Here is a 15,000-nt window from a genome sequence, read left to right as displayed (position 1 = left end):
AAAAGGATAGTATGAAAAAAAAGATTCTTCTTGTTGTTTTGCATTTAGTTATGGTTTCTTCTGGTTTCTCACAGAAAAAAACCATCACCTATAAATTGATTGAAAATCTGTCCTATGCCGACGTCTACGAGGGAGAAAAGGACGATTATATGAAAGAGCGTTGCAAACTGGATATCTATTATCCCGAAAACCAAAAAAATTATGCAACGGTAGTTTGGTTCCATGGTGGCGGTTTGACAGGAGGGGAGAAATCCATTCCCAATGATTTGAAAAATAAAGGCAATGCAGTAGTTGCTGTTAATTATCGGTTGCACCCCAAAGTGAAATGCCCAGTCTATATAGAGGATGCTGCAGCTTCCGTTGCCTGGGTTTTTAAAAATATTGAAAAATACGGTGGCAACCTCAATAAGATTTTTGTTTCAGGGCATTCGGCTGGAGGCTATTTGGCCAGTATGGTAGGCCTTGACAAGAGTTATTTGGCCAAGTTCGGTATCGACGCGAATTCAATTGCAGGACTGATTCCTTTTAGTGGGCATACCATTACCCATATGACCGTACGGAAGGAAAATGGTGTAGGCAACAAGCAACCCGTGGTCGATAAATATGCACCTTTGTTTCATGTGCGTGCCGATGCCCCGCCATTGGTTCTAATAACCGGCGACCGAGAGATTGAGATGTTGGGCCGCTATGAAGAAAATGCCTATATGTACAGGATGATGAAAGTTATGGGACATAAAGAGACAAGCCTCTATGAGATGCCCGGTTTCGACCACGGAACGATGGCATGGCCGGCCAGTCATATCTTACAAAAACATATCTTGAAAATTTTAAAATCGAAACAAGACTGAAGAGGGTAAAGAGCAAGATAGTCCTTTAAAATCAAAGGGCGAGACATTCAATTTTATCCTAATCTTTAAAAAGTATAAAGTGTATGAAAATAATATTTGTTTATTTCTTATTAGTAGCTAATGGTTTATTAGCACAAAAAATTAGTTGTGATAATCAGTCGATTGTTGAAGCATATCAGCTTGCCATATCTACTGTTGACATAAACACGCGTAGTGGAATTCTTGCGGCAGGCGGGGGTTATGGAGGTGAATGGACACGGGATATTGCGATAAATTCATGGAATGGTGTAAGCCTTTTAAGGCCAGAAGTTGCGGAGAAATCATTGTGGAGCGTAACCCTCAAAGATAAAACGATTGGACACCAATATTGGGACAAAATGCTTTGGTCAATTGCAGTTTTAAACCATTATAAGGTAACCGGTGATCTTGAATTTTTAAGGAAGGCCTATAAATATTCCGCTAATACAATGAACCAATTAGAAGATATAGCTTTTGATTCAGATTATGGGTTATTTACCGGTCCCTCCGTATTTAATGATGGTATAGCCGGATACCCCGAACCTATTTTTGAACCATCGAACAAAGCTTCTAATATTTTGAAGTTTAAAAACTCTTCTAAAATAAAATGTTTAAGTACGAATAGTGTTTATTATGGCTCATACCAATCCTTAATTGAAATGGGCCAAATCTTGAACGTAAATAGTTCAGTGATTAAGGATTATAGTGAGAAATCGAAAAAATTGAAAACCAATATTCTAAAGTATTTTTATTCTGAAGAAGAACATGCGTTGTATTATTTAATTGATCAATTGGGTAAGGTTCACAAATACCAAGAGGGTTTAGGAATATCATTTGCAACAATATTTGGAATTCTAAATAAAAGTCAAGCATCATATGTAATTCGAAATGCACACGTTTCTAAATACGGTATAACTTCAATTTATCCTGATTTCCCTAGATATTCAGCGGAAAAACCAGGTAGACATAATAATATTATTTGGCCGATGGTAAATGGTTTTTTTGCAAAAGCATCAATAATCGCCGGAAGTAATACAAATTTTGATTTTGAGTTGAATGCCTTAACACATTTAGTATTGGATGAAGATAAAGGCAATTATAACTTCAGGGAAATATTTAATCCTTATACAGGAGCACCCGATGGCGGATGGCAATGTGACCATCAGTGGGACTCTGTAAGTATACAAAGTTGGTCAGCTACAGCCTATATTGATATGATATATTTTGGTTTGGCCGGAATGAGACCGGAAAACAATGGGATTGTTTTCGCTCCTTATTTACCCGAGAATATTCATTATTTGCAGTTGAATGATGTTGTTTATCGTAATTCGACGCTTAATATAACTTTATTGGGTAATGGAAATAAAATCAAATCATTTATGTTGAATGGTCGACAGATTGATGATTATAAAATCGATTCAAATATTAAAGGTGAAAACACATTAATCATTGAATTGGAGTAGTTAATATTCACGACTTTTTTACCTGAATGAATTGGAAAGGGGTCGGAAGGATAATTTTATTTAAAATGGAAAGTATATAAAAAAACAAACATGAAAAATTCTGGACTTTACAGTAAAATGTTGCTAGTGGCAATCGTAGGCTTATTCCTCAGTTGCAGCCAAGCAGAAAAAGACAACACGCCATGGAAACCATTGTTCAATGGTGAAAATCTAAACGGTTGGAGCCAAAAAGGTGGCAAGGCCAATTATACCGTTAAAGAAGGTATGATAATAGGCAGTACCGTACACGACACTCCAAATTCTTTTTTAACAACAAACGGTATGTATTCCGACTTTATCCTTGAGGTTGATTTTAAAGTGGATTCGAGCATGAATTCGGGCATACAGATTCGAAGTAATAGTTTTCCTTATTATAAGAACGGACGCGTTCATGGTTATCAAATTGAAATCGACCCTTCCGATAGGGCTTGGAGCGGTGGTATTTATGATGAGGCCAGACGTGGCTGGTTGAATACCATGGACGGTAATCCGGAAGCCCAAAAAGCATTTAAACAGAACGAATGGAACCATTATCGAATTGAGGCCATTGGGGATACCATTAAAACATGGGTGAACGATGTACCAGCCGCCCATTTGATCGACGATAAAACCGACAGCGGTTTTATTTGTTTACAAGTCCATAGCATCCATGATGATAAAGAGGCCGGAACGGAAATTATCTGGAAAAACATAAATATACTAACTGATAGTCTATCACAATATTCCAAAAAGACCCCCATTAAGCCAATCATCACGAAAAACCAGTTGACCATTGGTGAAAAGAAAAATGGATGGAAATTACTATGGGATGGCAAGACAACGAACGGTTGGCGTGGTGCCAAATTAGAAGGTTTCCCTGAAAAAGGCTGGGTTATAGAAGATGGTGTGCTTAGTGTGTTAGCATCCGGAGGTGCGGAATCCAGAGCAGGTGGCGATATTGTAACCAACGAGCTGTTTGGTGATTTCGAATTCATGGTCGATTTTAAATTAACTCCCGGTGCCAATAGTGGAGTAAAATACTATGTGGATACAGAGTTGAACAAGGGAGCTGGTTCTTCCATTGGTTTGGAATATCAAATATTGGATGATGATCTGCACCCGGATGCTAAATTGGGTAATCATGAAGGCAGCCGAACAGTTAGTTCCCTGTATGATTTGATAAAAGCCGATACAAACAAACCCGTTAACCCTATTGGTGAATGGAACACGGCACATATCATTTCAAAAAACAACCACGTAGAACACTGGTTGAACGGTATGAAGGTTTTGGAATATGAACGAAAAAGCGATGCTTACAAAAAACTGGTTTCCGAAAGTAAATATGTAAAATGGCCTAATTTCGGTGAATTGGAAAAAGGACAAATATTATTACAAGACCACGGAAATCTGGTTTCCTTTAAGAACATAAAAGTCCGCCCCCTTAAATAACCATAAAGACCATACGCAATGAGTTCAAACAGAAGAGATTTTATAAAAAAAACCGCCATGGGTGCAGTAGGTGCCACATTTGTATCCAATAGTGCCAATGCTATGTCAGCCAAAAGTTATGATAAAATAATCGGTGCCAACGATAGGATAAACGTTGCCATACAAGGTTTAGGTAGGCGTTATGGCTCCTACATGAATCCCATAATAGATAAAAAAAACAATATAGAATTAAGCTATTTATGTGATGTCATGAAAAGCCAACGCGATAAGGCTGCAACATTCGTTTCACAAAACAGCCATCATAAACCTGCATTGGAAAACGATATCAGAAAAATCCTTGATGACAAAAAAGTTGATGCCATTTTTATGGCCACACCGGACCATTGGCATGCACCAGGTGCCTGTATGGCCATGCAGGCAGGAAAACATGTGTATCTGGAAAAACCATGTAGCCACAATCTTGAAGAAGGGGAATTACTTATCGCCTACCAAAAGAAATACGATAAAGTTGTGCAAATGGGTAACCAACAGCGTTCGTCATTACAGTCACAAAAAATCATCAAGGAAATCCACAATGGTATTATTGGGGACGTATACAATGCGATAGCTTTCTACACTAATAAAAGGGGCCGTGTGCCACACCAAGTACGAACAAACCCACCTGAGGGTCTGGATTGGGAATTATTTCAAGGTCCCGCCCCCAGAAGACCTTATACGGACAATACTTGGGACTACAACTGGCATTGGTACGGATGGGATTATGGTACCGCAGAAATGGGAAACAATGCCACCCATGAATTGGATATTGCCCGTTGGGCCCTAGACGTAAAATACCCTGAACATGTAGAAGTGAAATCCGGAAAATTCCATTATAAAGATGATGGTTGGGAAATGTATGACACTATGGAGGCTACCTTCCGTTTTGCCAACAATAGGACCATTCAATGGGACGGACGAAGTAGGAACGGTTACGATAAATATGGCTTCGGTAGAGGAACGTTGATTTATGGTTCCGAAGGTTCTGTTTTTATAGACAGGGACGGCTATAAATTATATAACCTAAAGGGGGAATTGATAAAAGAAAATGTAATTTCCGGACTTGAAAATGGAAATACCTTAGGCGGTGGTGGTGGTCTTACGGTAGCTCATACCCTTAACTTTTTTGACACTATAAGAGGAAAGGCCGAACTAACCTCCCCTATTGAACAAGGTGCGATAAGCCAAATGCTGACACATTATGCCAATATTGCTTCCAGAATAGACCAGTCATTTGAAGTTGATGAGAATACAGGCCGTATTTTTAATAGGGAAGCCATGAAGTTATGGTCAAGGACCTATGAACCAGGCTGGGAGATAAAACCTGTTTAGTCTCTTTTTTTAATGAACCGTGATTTTCTGCCTGAAACCCAAAGATTAAAACATGAAACGAAGAGAGTTTATAATCAAAGGCTCTATGACGACTGCTACAATTTTAACATCGGCATTTGCCATGGGCAAGGCTTTTGATTTTAAAAATGCAAATGAAACTTTGAACATCGGAGTTATCGGTACTGGAGATAGAGGTACCGGTCTTACCCATAATATAAATACAATTGATAATTTTAATGTTATCGCATGCTGTGATGTTTTGCCATTTCGATTGGAAAATGGTTTAAAAACCGTGGACGGTAAAGCAAAAGGATATAAAGACTATAGAAGTCTATTGGACAATAAGGACATTGATGCTATTCTGGTCACAACTCCTTTTAATATGCACTCTAAAGTGGCCATGGAAGCCCTTGATGCCGGGAAACATGTCTATTGTGAGAAAACCATGGCAAAAGGTTACGCCGCCATAGACAATTTAGCGGAAATGGCGAAACAATACAGTAATCTCACCTTTCAAACCGGACATCAATACCATAGTTCTAGATTGTATACCCACGTCGTAAATCTCATTCAAGAAGGTAAAATAGGAAAAATTGCAGCTTTTGAATGCCAATGGAACCGTCATGGTAATTGGAGAAGACCGGTGCCAAATCCGGAATTGGAAAAATTGATCAATTGGCGCATATACCGTGAATTTTCGGGAGGTCTTGCAGCCGAACTTTGCTCGCACCAAATTGATTTTGTCAATTGGGTGCTCGGTGAAACCCCAACACAGGTTATGGGAACAGGAGGAGTGGACTATTGGAAAGACGGACGTGAAACTTACGACAATATCCACTTAATATATAATTATGCCAGAGGAGTGAAAGCTAAATTCACGTGTCTAACTTCCAATGCCAAAGATGGCTACCAAATAAAAGTTATGGGAGACAAAGGTACCATCGTTTTAAATTACACAAAAGCTTGGTTTTATCCAGAAGGAGGGAAAAAAGAATTAGGTGTTGTTGATGGTGTTTCCGGTGCAACTACCAAGTGGAACAAGAATTTGGGGTTCCCAATAGAAATTGAACACAAGGAGCCAAGCCTACAGGCTCTAATTGATTTTAGGGATAATGTAATTGCAAACAAAACACCCATTTCAGGAATCGCCACTGGTGCCAACACTGCTAAATGTATTCAAATGGGACTGGATGCTATGTATAATAATGAAATCATCAAGGCCCCTTCTTTCTACAAGTATTCCTAATATAATGAAAAACACTCTTCTATTTAATGTTGCAAATAGTAAAGGACAGCACAAGGCGAAAAAACCAGATTTAAAAAACTCTTTTTTTCAGCCTAAAAACATTGTTGAAATAAATGAAGGCCATTACTTTATTTATTTTGGAAATGCTTTTTTTGGTACCGTTCAAATTACGGCCAAACAAAGCCAAAGAGATTCCCTCATAACCCACCTTGGGGAGAAATTAGCTCCCCCTAATAAGATATACCGGAATCCAGGGGTTACGATACGTTACCGAAAACCGAAACTTAAAAACCTAGATGCCACCCCCCCCCCCCCCGTTAATGTAGTCTTTGATCAATATAAGAGGAACACCACGGGGGCATCCATCATGTTACCTGATAGTATCGGAGTTGTAATATTAATTGAATAAAAATTTAAATGAACTATTTTATGAAAAAACTAACAATCAATTTTTATGGTTTACTATTAATTCTACTTTTTACGCTTCCGGCGAAAGCGTTTACGAACAGTATACATAATAAGGCATCGGATACAATTCGCATTTTGACCATAGGTAATAGCTTTGCGGATAATGCCAGCAAATATTTGAAACAAATTTCCGAATCGGTGAGGGGGTGCGAAATTATTATTGGCAAAGCCAATATTGGAGGATGCAATTTGGAAAAACATGCAGAACTTATAAAGCAAAGTGAATTGGATTCCACAATTAAACCGTACAGTGGTAAGTCATTAAAAGAATGGCTGTTAACTGATGATTGGGATATAGTTACCATTCAACAGGTAAGTACTCTTAGCTTTAAAACCGAATCATTTCAGCCTTATGCTGATAAAATCAGGGATTATGTAAGTAAATATGCACCGCAGGCCAAAATTTATATTCATGAAACCTGGGCATACGCACCGGATTGTCCCCGTTTAGATGGGTTTGGGATTACATCGAATCAAATGTACGAAAGGTTGAAAAAAAATTATATAACCCTTTCCCAAAGATATAATTCAGTCATTTTGCATTCAGGTGATGCCTTTGATCGTTCTTTCAAGAAAAGGAAAGGTCTTGATCTTTGGAGTTTGAATGATCGGTATCATGCCAATATAAACGGCTGCTACCTTGCTGGAAGTGTTTGGTTTAAAGAGTTGTTTGGAAAATCGCCAAAGAAAATAAGATATAAACCGGATGAAATGTCCAAAAAAACTGCTCGCTTTTTAAGAAGAATAGCAAAAAAAAGTTAGGTCCTTCACTGTGATATTTATTAAAACCATCACATTGTTTTTTTAAAGAAAACCGATTAAACAAAATTATTCAAATATGAAGCGAAGAACATTTTTAGAAACACTACCGATAGTGGGTGTTGGGCTTGGCCTTTGGACCTCAACTGCATGCAATTTGTTTTCGAATGGCAACTATAAAGGAACACAGCGAGTTGATTTAAGAATTATTTCTTCAAATCCGATCAATATTGCTCAAGGAAAAAGAGTGGCTTTTGGGTGGCCTGCAATTGGAATTAGGCCTGATGATTCAATAGTTTTAAAACCAGAAAAAGATTTTCCGGAAACAAACCTCTTTTTACGAATCTCAACGGCACAGGAAACTTGGGATAAAAAATTGGTGCATGTTAAAATAGCAGGTAAGGATACTACATTAGGAATAATTGATATAAGGAGTTCTTCCGTACTGGTTCCCTATGAACTGGAAATTGATAAAAAACATGCACGGTCCATCAAAGAACATGGTCTGAAGCTTTTATTGGAGGCCTCCGAACCACTTTGGATTTTTGATCAGCAATCAAGGGATATGGATAATGGCTCTTTATGTCCACACTTTCTTGCTACTACAGAGGAGCATGGTTCCGTTCAGGATTTCTTGGACCGTTTTATGTCGGTCAACTCCATTCAGGCGTTTGGCTGGCGTGAAGGAACCGTCCTTGATGGTCTGTGGCAGCTATATTCGCAAAAGGGGGAGAAAAAGGCATTGGAAGTCATCAAAAAGCATTTTAAATTGTTTTTCGATGAAAATAAAAACCTGATTTATGAAAATGCACGGAGTATTCCCAAATTGAATCAGATGGACGGAATTGAATCAACCATTCCATTTGCGACGTTAGCGCGGATAGATGCCAACCATCCGATTTTAAAGACGGTAGTCAAGGCTTGGGATACATATACCATGGAAAACGGGATGGTAACCGATGGTATGACCCGGACTGCAGAAGGTTGTTATACAGTGGCCTACCCGATGGCAGTTGTTGGGAGGTTATGGAAACGAAAAGATTTAATGCACAAAGCTATGGACCAACTCCGTCATAGGTTGGTATTGATTGAAGGTGGTAATTTTTATTTGCGCTATAATGAGCGGGAAAAAACGTTTCGGAATTGGGCACGAGGTGCAGCTTGGTTCTTACTGGGCTTTGTTAGGACGATTTCTGAATTGAAGGAAGAGTTCATGGATGAAGAAATTACAGGAAAATTTAGGGAAGGGGTTGATATAGCAATATCGATGCAACAAAAGGATGGTCTGTGGAATTGCTTTATGGATCAAGATGTTGCACCCGATACCTCAGGTTCCGCGGGCATTTCTGCAGCAATCGTAACAGGAGTGGAAAACGGTATTCTGAATCCATCATATAATAAAGCTGCTGAAAAATGCTGGATGGGTCTGCAGGACTACATTACGCCAGATGGCTTCCTCAAGGGAGTGGCCCAGGATAATAGGGGTGGAATTGGATTGCAGCAAAGTGACTATCGGGTAATTGCCCAAATGGGAATGGGTATGATGGCACAGTTATACGCCTTTAGATAATAACCGTCAATTAACAGGGGCCTATGTAATCAGATAGTTCCTGATATAAATAAAAAGAATATAAAAACAATTGAATATGCGTCTAATAACAGTTATGATCATGGTGTTTTTCAACTATGTTGGTCGTACACAGAATAATACCGATGTAAGTCTTTTTTTTAAAAAGGATAGTACCAAATTCCTTAATGAGGTCAGCTCAAATGAAGGTGATTTGTTTAATGAATTAGGTCATCATGGGCCTGCCATAGAAAATGAGTGGCTGGGTTTTAGAATTTATTTCAATAAATTGGCCGCGATTGATATTTACTCTAAAACGAATAAGGGATTAGAGTTGGGCAAAGTGAAATGGTACCCAAATGCGGAACAACAAAAAAATGGATGGGGAGCGGATTATTATAAAGCAGGAAACACGGTTGGACTTGGGGGTATACGCTTGTGGGATGGAGAAAAAGTAGTACCATTAAACCCCGTAAGTAAAAGGTCCGCACGAGTGGTAAAGGAAGGAACTACCTCTTATATGGAAATGCTTTCAGAAGGAGTGCCCTATAAAAATATTAATGTCGATATATTGGTTAGAGTAACAGTTTATACTGGTCTCCGTAAAGCCAAGGTGGAAGCATTTGCACTTACTTCGAAACCGGTGCAATTCGTAACCGGAATTAATCATCATCCAAATCAAAAAGTAAAAAAAGAATCTAATTATTTCATTACGTGGGGTTTACATCCCGAGGATGTGGCCTTGGAAAAAATAGAGATAGGAGCGGCAATAATATTCGATCCTAATAATTTCATTAAAAAAATCGATAAAGAAGATGAATATTTACTTATTTCCAAACCTACTAAACGAATTGAAAGCTGGATAACTTCAGCCAATGCAAAAGAAGCCGATGTCAATAATTTTGAAAGGTTTGTAAAGTATGTGGGGAAAGAATCAAAATTCAATTGAATCAAGATTGGGTATATCACTTGGTTTCTATAAAAACAGTTGGAGGATTGACAAAACCTTGCCATGCTATTTCTGCATGCTCGGCATTTATAATACCTTCGTAAACAAGCATTCTGTACTTTAATTCGTAGTTTTTATTACTATCAAGTTTCCATGATTGGTTACGGATGGGACAAAATTCGAAAAGTAGATCACCTTTACCTCCATTAGCATCAGAAGGCCAAAGACGCATAGGTTCCGGAAAATGTTTATTTTCTTTATGACTCATAAACAATATACCGCCTTTACCGGATTTTGTATGGGTTGTTCCCTCAATAAGGACCCATTTTGCAGAGCTTCCATCTGCATTGGATCGGTTTTTATTTTCTGAAGTTAGTATTGAAATATTGTTTTTTTGCCATAATTCTGTTGCTCTAAACGCTATTCCTCCACCATAATGATATGTGTCTAAAAGAATACCATCTTTAAGAGGGCTATTGATTTTGGAAGAATAATCAATTAACCAAGGTTTTTCGTCACCTAAATTCCAAGCTCGTATTTCAAGGTATTCGTTAATAGCCACTCTATTTTCCTTTTTGCCCACCAAATCCATATGTTCTTGTAGGGTGGTGAATTCGGAAAAAACACGACCAACTTTTTTAGAGATGAATTTTTTAAATAACACGGTCCCTTCCCCCTTTCCCAAATTCCAAAAATCTACATGACGATTCTCAATTTTAGTTTTTGTCCATGGCCCCCAAACTCCGTAGTGGTGAAAGTGATCGGATGGTTGTATTCTTGTCAAAACTTCCCCACCTGGTGACCACAATGGATGGATAAATCCTGATTTTTTATATATTGAATCTATGCCCTTTGGAGGATAAACAAGATCATATTGATAGTTCAAAATAGGATGGTTTTTATAGGATAATTGTAATGATCCTTCGCTACATAACATATCAACTTCAGGAAAACTAAATTCTATTTTGCTATGGATTAAGGAAAATTTTCTAGTGGTATTTTTCGGGGTAAAACCCTTTAAAACAAAATATAATTTACCTGCTTTTTTATCAAGTTGGGCAGCCAAGGGAGTTTTATCATCGGTTTCATGTTCAATTAGCTGTAGATTGTAGTTTCCTTTAAGAATTGACTCTTGTGAAATACGTACTGTTATAGGGCAATCCATACGGTCATATTTACCCGTTTCAACTTGAAATTTGATAAGCTCTTGAGCGGATAAAAAAAAGCTTGACAGTATTAATAACGTTACATGAAAAAATTTCATTAAAAAGTCTAATTTGTTGAATATAGAATTATTGACGTCTTCTGGTTAATATGGACAGATTAAAGATAGAGAATTCAAGGTGAAAATATGTTTAATTTTAAGTACATTATTTATGTAATGATCTGGACTTACTACATTTGAATTGATATTAAGAAAAGAACATGTTGGCTGATCTAATGGTCTACTTTTTTGTTGAAAGTCCACGCTTAAAAAAGGTATTGCGGGAAAGTCCCAACCGTGAACTTATCCGGCGCTTGCTCACGCCCTCACTGTACAACTTGAATATCTGTTTTACTTTTCGCATGTCTTTTTGTTTGTTGGCCATTATCTTTTTAACAAAAAAAAGACCTTTGGCTCTTTACAAATAGAATCGATTTTTCAGTGGTTCTCTTTCATCCGGCGTGGGTAGTATACTATTACTGTTTTTTTCACGCTAGGGGCGTATTCAGGAATTCTTTTTATTTCTTCTAAATCAATAGTTCTCAAAATAGGAAAAGCACTTTCAAATTATCCAAAATATAAAATTAATTGTGTCGAATAGTGATTATGTCAAATTAGGCTTAAATAAAGCTGAATTTTGTGGAATATTAAAGTTTATTAAAATATAAATAAACAAACTAATAGTTTGTGTATTTGAGATAAAATAAACCGCAAGGTTTTTTGTGGTTTAAAAAAAGTTAATAATAGAAGCTATCAGTTTGGAAAAAGAGCAAAAAATAAACCATCTTCTTAATTCACAGCCTCCGGGAGTTGTCTATTTGAGTTCATGGTTAACGAAAAATGGGTTCTCAACACAATTGCTTAATCGATATAAAAAGAGCAGTTGGATATATTCCATAGGACCAGGGGCTTGGATGCGAATGGGAGATAAGCCAAACTATCAAGGAGCATTGTATGCATTGCAAGAACAAGCTAACTTAAGTGTCCATCCAGGAGGTAAAACGGCCTTATCCTTATTGGGAAAGACCCATTATCTGGAGCTATCCACAAAGCAGGTAACGTTGTTTGGGGGAAGCGAAGAAAAATTACCCGCTTGGTTTTCAAAATACAGTTGGGAGGTAAAAATAAACTACTTTAGTTCCTCTTTTCTGCCACCCAATATAGGACTACAAACTTTGGAACAAGGAGCTTTCAGTTTGTTGGTGTCCAACTCGGCAAGAGCTTTAATGGAATGTCTGTACCTATCGCCCAAAAAGCAAGAACTGGTCGAGTGCTACGAAATCATGGAGGGATTGAACAACCTTAGGCCGAAACAGGTACAAGGACTTTTGGAAGCTTGTACCTCGGTAAAAGTGAAAAGACTTTTCCTGTATATGGCAGAAAAGGTAGGGCACGATTGGTTTAAATATATGAGTTTGGAAAATATATACCTTGGAAAAGGAAAACGTTCTTTGTTAAAGGACGGTGTTTATATATCCAAATATCAAATTACTGTTCCTAAAGCATTGGAAAATTATGAGTAATTATAAGCAACAGGTTTCCCTATTGTTACAGGTATTGCCAGAAGTGGCAAAGGAACCGATTTTCCCACTGGATGGGGGTACGGCTATCAACCTCTTTGTATGGGACATGCCCAGATTGTCCGTGGATATTGATTTGACCTATATTCCCATAGAGGACAGAAAGACATCCTTTAAGAATATTATTGATGGTCTTGACCGTATAAAAACACAACTCTAAAAAATGTTATTAGTAGCTTCAATTACCTTAAAAAGGGACAAATTGAAACTTCAAATCACGACCTCAAACGCACAGATAAAATTGGAAGTGAACCAAATCAACAGAAGGTCATGGATAAAACATTAACATGGCCACTATGTGAAAAGACCTAAGAGGAGTTTGATGCTTTCTGTGTTGTTCCTGTGGTTCCTTTAGGGCAATTGTATGGCGGAAAAATCTGCGCAGCATTGGACCGTCAGCATCCTAGGGATATGTTTGATGTAAAATACCTGTTGGAAAATGAAGGATTCACCGAAGAAATCAAAAAAGGTTTCATATTGTTCCTTTTGAGCAGCAACAGGCCCCTACACGAAATGTTGCATCCCTATTTTATTGACCAAAGAGAAACCTTGATTAACCAGTTTGACGGTATGGGTCCAGAACCCTTTACCTATGAGGACTTTGAAAAAAACAGAAAGGAATTGATAAAAACAATCTATCAAAATCTAACAGATAAAGACAAAGAGTTCTTATTAAGTTTTGGAGAGGGGACTCCCAATTGGGCTATCTATGATTTTAAACGTTTTCCCGCCGTTCAATGGAAACTACGGAATCTTGTTAAACTCAAATATGCCAATCCTGAGAAGCATGGAAAATTTATTGTCTCATTAAAAGAAGTATTGTGTTGATTTACAATATAAAACACATGGATTATTATAAGATTTGCTGCTAAATTGATTGTTTTAATAATTAACATATTTTATATTCGCAACGTCAGAAGTAAGGCATTTTGCTTTAAGTTCATTTAAGTATCGTCAACAAATCGGCTAACAGTTAAGTTTTTTTGGAATGTAACTTGTTGGTATGTAAAGTTTTATGTGGTTGGGTTCAAGCCCTGCCACCCCGACAAATGAAAGCCAGAAATCTTTAGATTTCTGGCTTTTTTATTTCCTAATATGGAAGCTTACTTTTATATGCTACTGGAAATAAGGGATTAAAAGCGCACGAGCACCTAGGCTTTTTTACCGATTTTAACTATCGTTGTTATATTAAATTTAGGTATTTATTTAGAATTCAAAATTTAAAATGCATTTGTAGATTTTTGATAAAATGATTTACCATGCCTATGGTAGCTTTAAATACCCGCAATTGAACCCATAATCTGTCTTGCAAAATTGTGTGGATAATCTCGTTAGAATATCATTTAGGGACTTCTTTATATTCCCTATAAAGAAACCTTTAAGAAAGGGTGTCTGGGTCAACAAATTTCTAACGCTGATCTAATAGTCCCCATTCCAAAGCCTTTTTGACCATACCTACGGAGTTCTTTACCTCCATTTTAACAAATAGGTTCCGTTTATGGGTAGCCACAGTATTGGTGCTAACGAATAGTGTATCTGCAATCTCTTGCGTGGTGTATTCCTGCGCGATCAATTTTATCACCTCAATCTCGCGTTTGGTAATCTTGGGTATGGTTCCTTCTTTGATTTTCGGCTCTTCGGTAAGGCTTTCGATCATCTTTTCCGTAAGATGCGAACTGAGAACTCTTTTCCCTGCATGTGCATCCTTGATCCCTTGAATAAGGTATTCCTTTGAGGCATTCTTCAATAGATATCCAGTGGCACCCACCTTGAACAAGGACATAATGATACTTCCTTCGTCATTTGTAGTAAGCATGACTACTTTTACATTCGGGAAGGACTTCTTAACATGCAAAGTGGTCTCAAGTCCATCCATGCCGGGCATCTGTAGGTCAAGTAACAGCACATCAACAGGTTCTTTCTTAAGATACTCCAGTACTTCCAGTCCATTGCAAGCCGTACCAACTACTTTGAGCGATCTGTCTTTGGCTATAATTGCTTTTAATCCATCGAGCATTATCTGATGGTCATCGGCTAATAATACTTTTATCATCTCCATGTCA

The 15,000-nt window shown here is 37.7% G+C and carries 14 protein-coding genes; 12 read left to right on the top strand and 2 right to left on the bottom strand.

Going from position 1 to position 15,000, the window contains the following annotated elements; translation table 11 throughout:
- Positions 1 to 11 precede the first annotated feature (11 nt).
- The 9 genes from GJ691_RS14575 (at position 12) to GJ691_RS14535 (ending at position 10,153) form a co-directional block, all read left to right on the top strand.
- On the top strand, positions 12 to 848 hold the full coding sequence (locus GJ691_RS14575) for an alpha/beta hydrolase (protein ID WP_154368158.1): 837 nt from the start codon (positions 12 to 14) through the stop codon (positions 846 to 848).
- An 83-nt stretch (positions 849 to 931) separates the two neighbouring features.
- On the top strand, positions 932 to 2,329 hold the full coding sequence (locus GJ691_RS14570) for an MGH1-like glycoside hydrolase domain-containing protein (RefSeq protein ID WP_154368157.1): 1,398 nt from the start codon (positions 932 to 934) through the stop codon (positions 2,327 to 2,329).
- A 90-nt stretch (positions 2,330 to 2,419) separates the two neighbouring features.
- Positions 2,420 to 3,796, top strand: coding sequence for a 3-keto-disaccharide hydrolase (locus tag GJ691_RS14565; RefSeq protein WP_154368155.1), 1,377 nt, complete (start codon positions 2,420 to 2,422; stop codon positions 3,794 to 3,796).
- Positions 3,797 to 3,814: 18 nt separating this feature from the next.
- Positions 3,815 to 5,164, top strand: coding sequence for a Gfo/Idh/MocA family protein (locus tag GJ691_RS14560; protein WP_154368153.1), 1,350 nt, complete (start codon positions 3,815 to 3,817; stop codon positions 5,162 to 5,164).
- Between the two features lie 52 nt (positions 5,165 to 5,216).
- Positions 5,217 to 6,410, top strand: a complete 1,194-nt coding sequence (locus GJ691_RS14555; protein ID WP_154368151.1) for a Gfo/Idh/MocA family protein — start codon at positions 5,217 to 5,219, stop codon at positions 6,408 to 6,410.
- Between the two features lie 4 nt (positions 6,411 to 6,414).
- Complete coding sequence (locus tag GJ691_RS14550; protein ID WP_154368149.1) at positions 6,415 to 6,819, top strand: hypothetical protein; 405 nt, start codon at positions 6,415 to 6,417, stop codon at positions 6,817 to 6,819.
- 20 nt (positions 6,820 to 6,839) lie between these two features.
- Positions 6,840 to 7,640 (top strand): DUF4886 domain-containing protein, encoded by an 801-nt coding sequence (locus GJ691_RS14545; RefSeq protein WP_179955134.1) that lies wholly within the window; start codon positions 6,840 to 6,842, stop codon positions 7,638 to 7,640.
- Between the two features lie 76 nt (positions 7,641 to 7,716).
- Positions 7,717 to 9,207, top strand: coding sequence for a glycoside hydrolase family 88 protein (locus GJ691_RS14540; RefSeq protein WP_154368145.1), 1,491 nt, complete (start codon positions 7,717 to 7,719; stop codon positions 9,205 to 9,207).
- Between the two features lie 76 nt (positions 9,208 to 9,283).
- Positions 9,284 to 10,153 (top strand): DUF4861 family protein, encoded by an 870-nt coding sequence (locus GJ691_RS14535; RefSeq protein ID WP_154368143.1) that lies wholly within the window; start codon positions 9,284 to 9,286, stop codon positions 10,151 to 10,153.
- A gap of 16 nt (positions 10,154 to 10,169) precedes the next feature.
- Here GJ691_RS14535 and GJ691_RS14530 read toward each other — a convergent pair whose 3' ends face one another.
- Positions 10,170 to 11,417 carry a DUF6807 domain-containing protein gene (locus tag GJ691_RS14530; RefSeq protein ID WP_154368141.1) on the bottom strand — a complete coding sequence of 416 codons (1,248 nt, stop codon included), beginning with the start codon at positions 11,415 to 11,417 and terminating at the stop codon, positions 10,170 to 10,172.
- A 698-nt stretch (positions 11,418 to 12,115) separates the two neighbouring features.
- Between GJ691_RS14530 and GJ691_RS14525 the strand changes: the two genes are divergently transcribed.
- From GJ691_RS14525 to GJ691_RS19650, 3 genes are all read left to right on the top strand, one after another.
- A complete protein-coding gene (locus GJ691_RS14525; RefSeq protein WP_154368139.1) occupies positions 12,116 to 12,880 on the top strand; it encodes a type IV toxin-antitoxin system AbiEi family antitoxin in 765 nt (254 codons plus the stop codon).
- Positions 12,873 to 13,097 (top strand): nucleotidyl transferase AbiEii/AbiGii toxin family protein, encoded by a 225-nt coding sequence (locus tag GJ691_RS19655; protein WP_218944460.1) that lies wholly within the window; start codon positions 12,873 to 12,875, stop codon positions 13,095 to 13,097. Before GJ691_RS14525 ends, GJ691_RS19655 begins: the two co-directional genes overlap by 8 nt.
- 182 nt (positions 13,098 to 13,279) lie before the next feature.
- A complete protein-coding gene (locus tag GJ691_RS19650; protein WP_218944459.1) occupies positions 13,280 to 13,765 on the top strand; it encodes a nucleotidyl transferase AbiEii/AbiGii toxin family protein in 486 nt (161 codons plus the stop codon).
- A 580-nt stretch (positions 13,766 to 14,345) separates the two neighbouring features.
- Here the strand turns inward: GJ691_RS19650 and GJ691_RS14515 are convergent.
- On the bottom strand, positions 14,346 to 14,996 hold the full coding sequence (locus tag GJ691_RS14515; RefSeq protein ID WP_109653766.1) for a response regulator: 651 nt from the start codon (positions 14,994 to 14,996) through the stop codon (positions 14,346 to 14,348).
- Positions 14,997 to 15,000 lie beyond the last annotated feature (4 nt).

This window comes from Maribacter luteus, assembly GCF_009674825.1.
Taxonomy (GTDB): Bacteria; Bacteroidota; Bacteroidia; order Flavobacteriales; family Flavobacteriaceae; genus Maribacter_A; species Maribacter_A luteus.
The sequence above is the reverse complement of the archived record's forward strand: the minus strand, read 5'-3'. Positions and strand labels throughout refer to the sequence as shown.

Bases quoted from the DNA above. Each gene is read 5' to 3' on its own strand.
- GJ691_RS19655 (WP_218944460.1), top strand. From the start codon at position 12,873: ATGAGTAATTATAAGCAACAGGTTTCCCTATTGTTACAGGTATTGCCA.
- GJ691_RS14530 (WP_154368141.1), bottom strand. From the start codon at position 11,417: ATGAAATTTTTTCATGTAACGTTATTAATACTGTCAAGCTTTTTTTTA.
- GJ691_RS14515 (WP_109653766.1), bottom strand. From the start codon at position 14,996: ATGGAGATGATAAAAGTATTATTAGCCGATGACCATCAGATAATGCTC.
- GJ691_RS14570 (WP_154368157.1), top strand. From the start codon at position 932: ATGAAAATAATATTTGTTTATTTCTTATTAGTAGCTAATGGTTTATTA.
- GJ691_RS14565 (WP_154368155.1), top strand. From the start codon at position 2,420: ATGAAAAATTCTGGACTTTACAGTAAAATGTTGCTAGTGGCAATCGTA.
- GJ691_RS14560 (WP_154368153.1), top strand. From the start codon at position 3,815: ATGAGTTCAAACAGAAGAGATTTTATAAAAAAAACCGCCATGGGTGCA.
- GJ691_RS14540 (WP_154368145.1), top strand. From the start codon at position 7,717: ATGAAGCGAAGAACATTTTTAGAAACACTACCGATAGTGGGTGTTGGG.
- GJ691_RS14575 (WP_154368158.1), top strand. From the start codon at position 12: ATGAAAAAAAAGATTCTTCTTGTTGTTTTGCATTTAGTTATGGTTTCT.
- GJ691_RS14535 (WP_154368143.1), top strand. From the start codon at position 9,284: ATGCGTCTAATAACAGTTATGATCATGGTGTTTTTCAACTATGTTGGT.
- GJ691_RS14545 (WP_179955134.1), top strand. From the start codon at position 6,840: ATGAAAAAACTAACAATCAATTTTTATGGTTTACTATTAATTCTACTT.
- GJ691_RS14555 (WP_154368151.1), top strand. From the start codon at position 5,217: ATGAAACGAAGAGAGTTTATAATCAAAGGCTCTATGACGACTGCTACA.
- GJ691_RS14550 (WP_154368149.1), top strand. From the start codon at position 6,415: ATGAAAAACACTCTTCTATTTAATGTTGCAAATAGTAAAGGACAGCAC.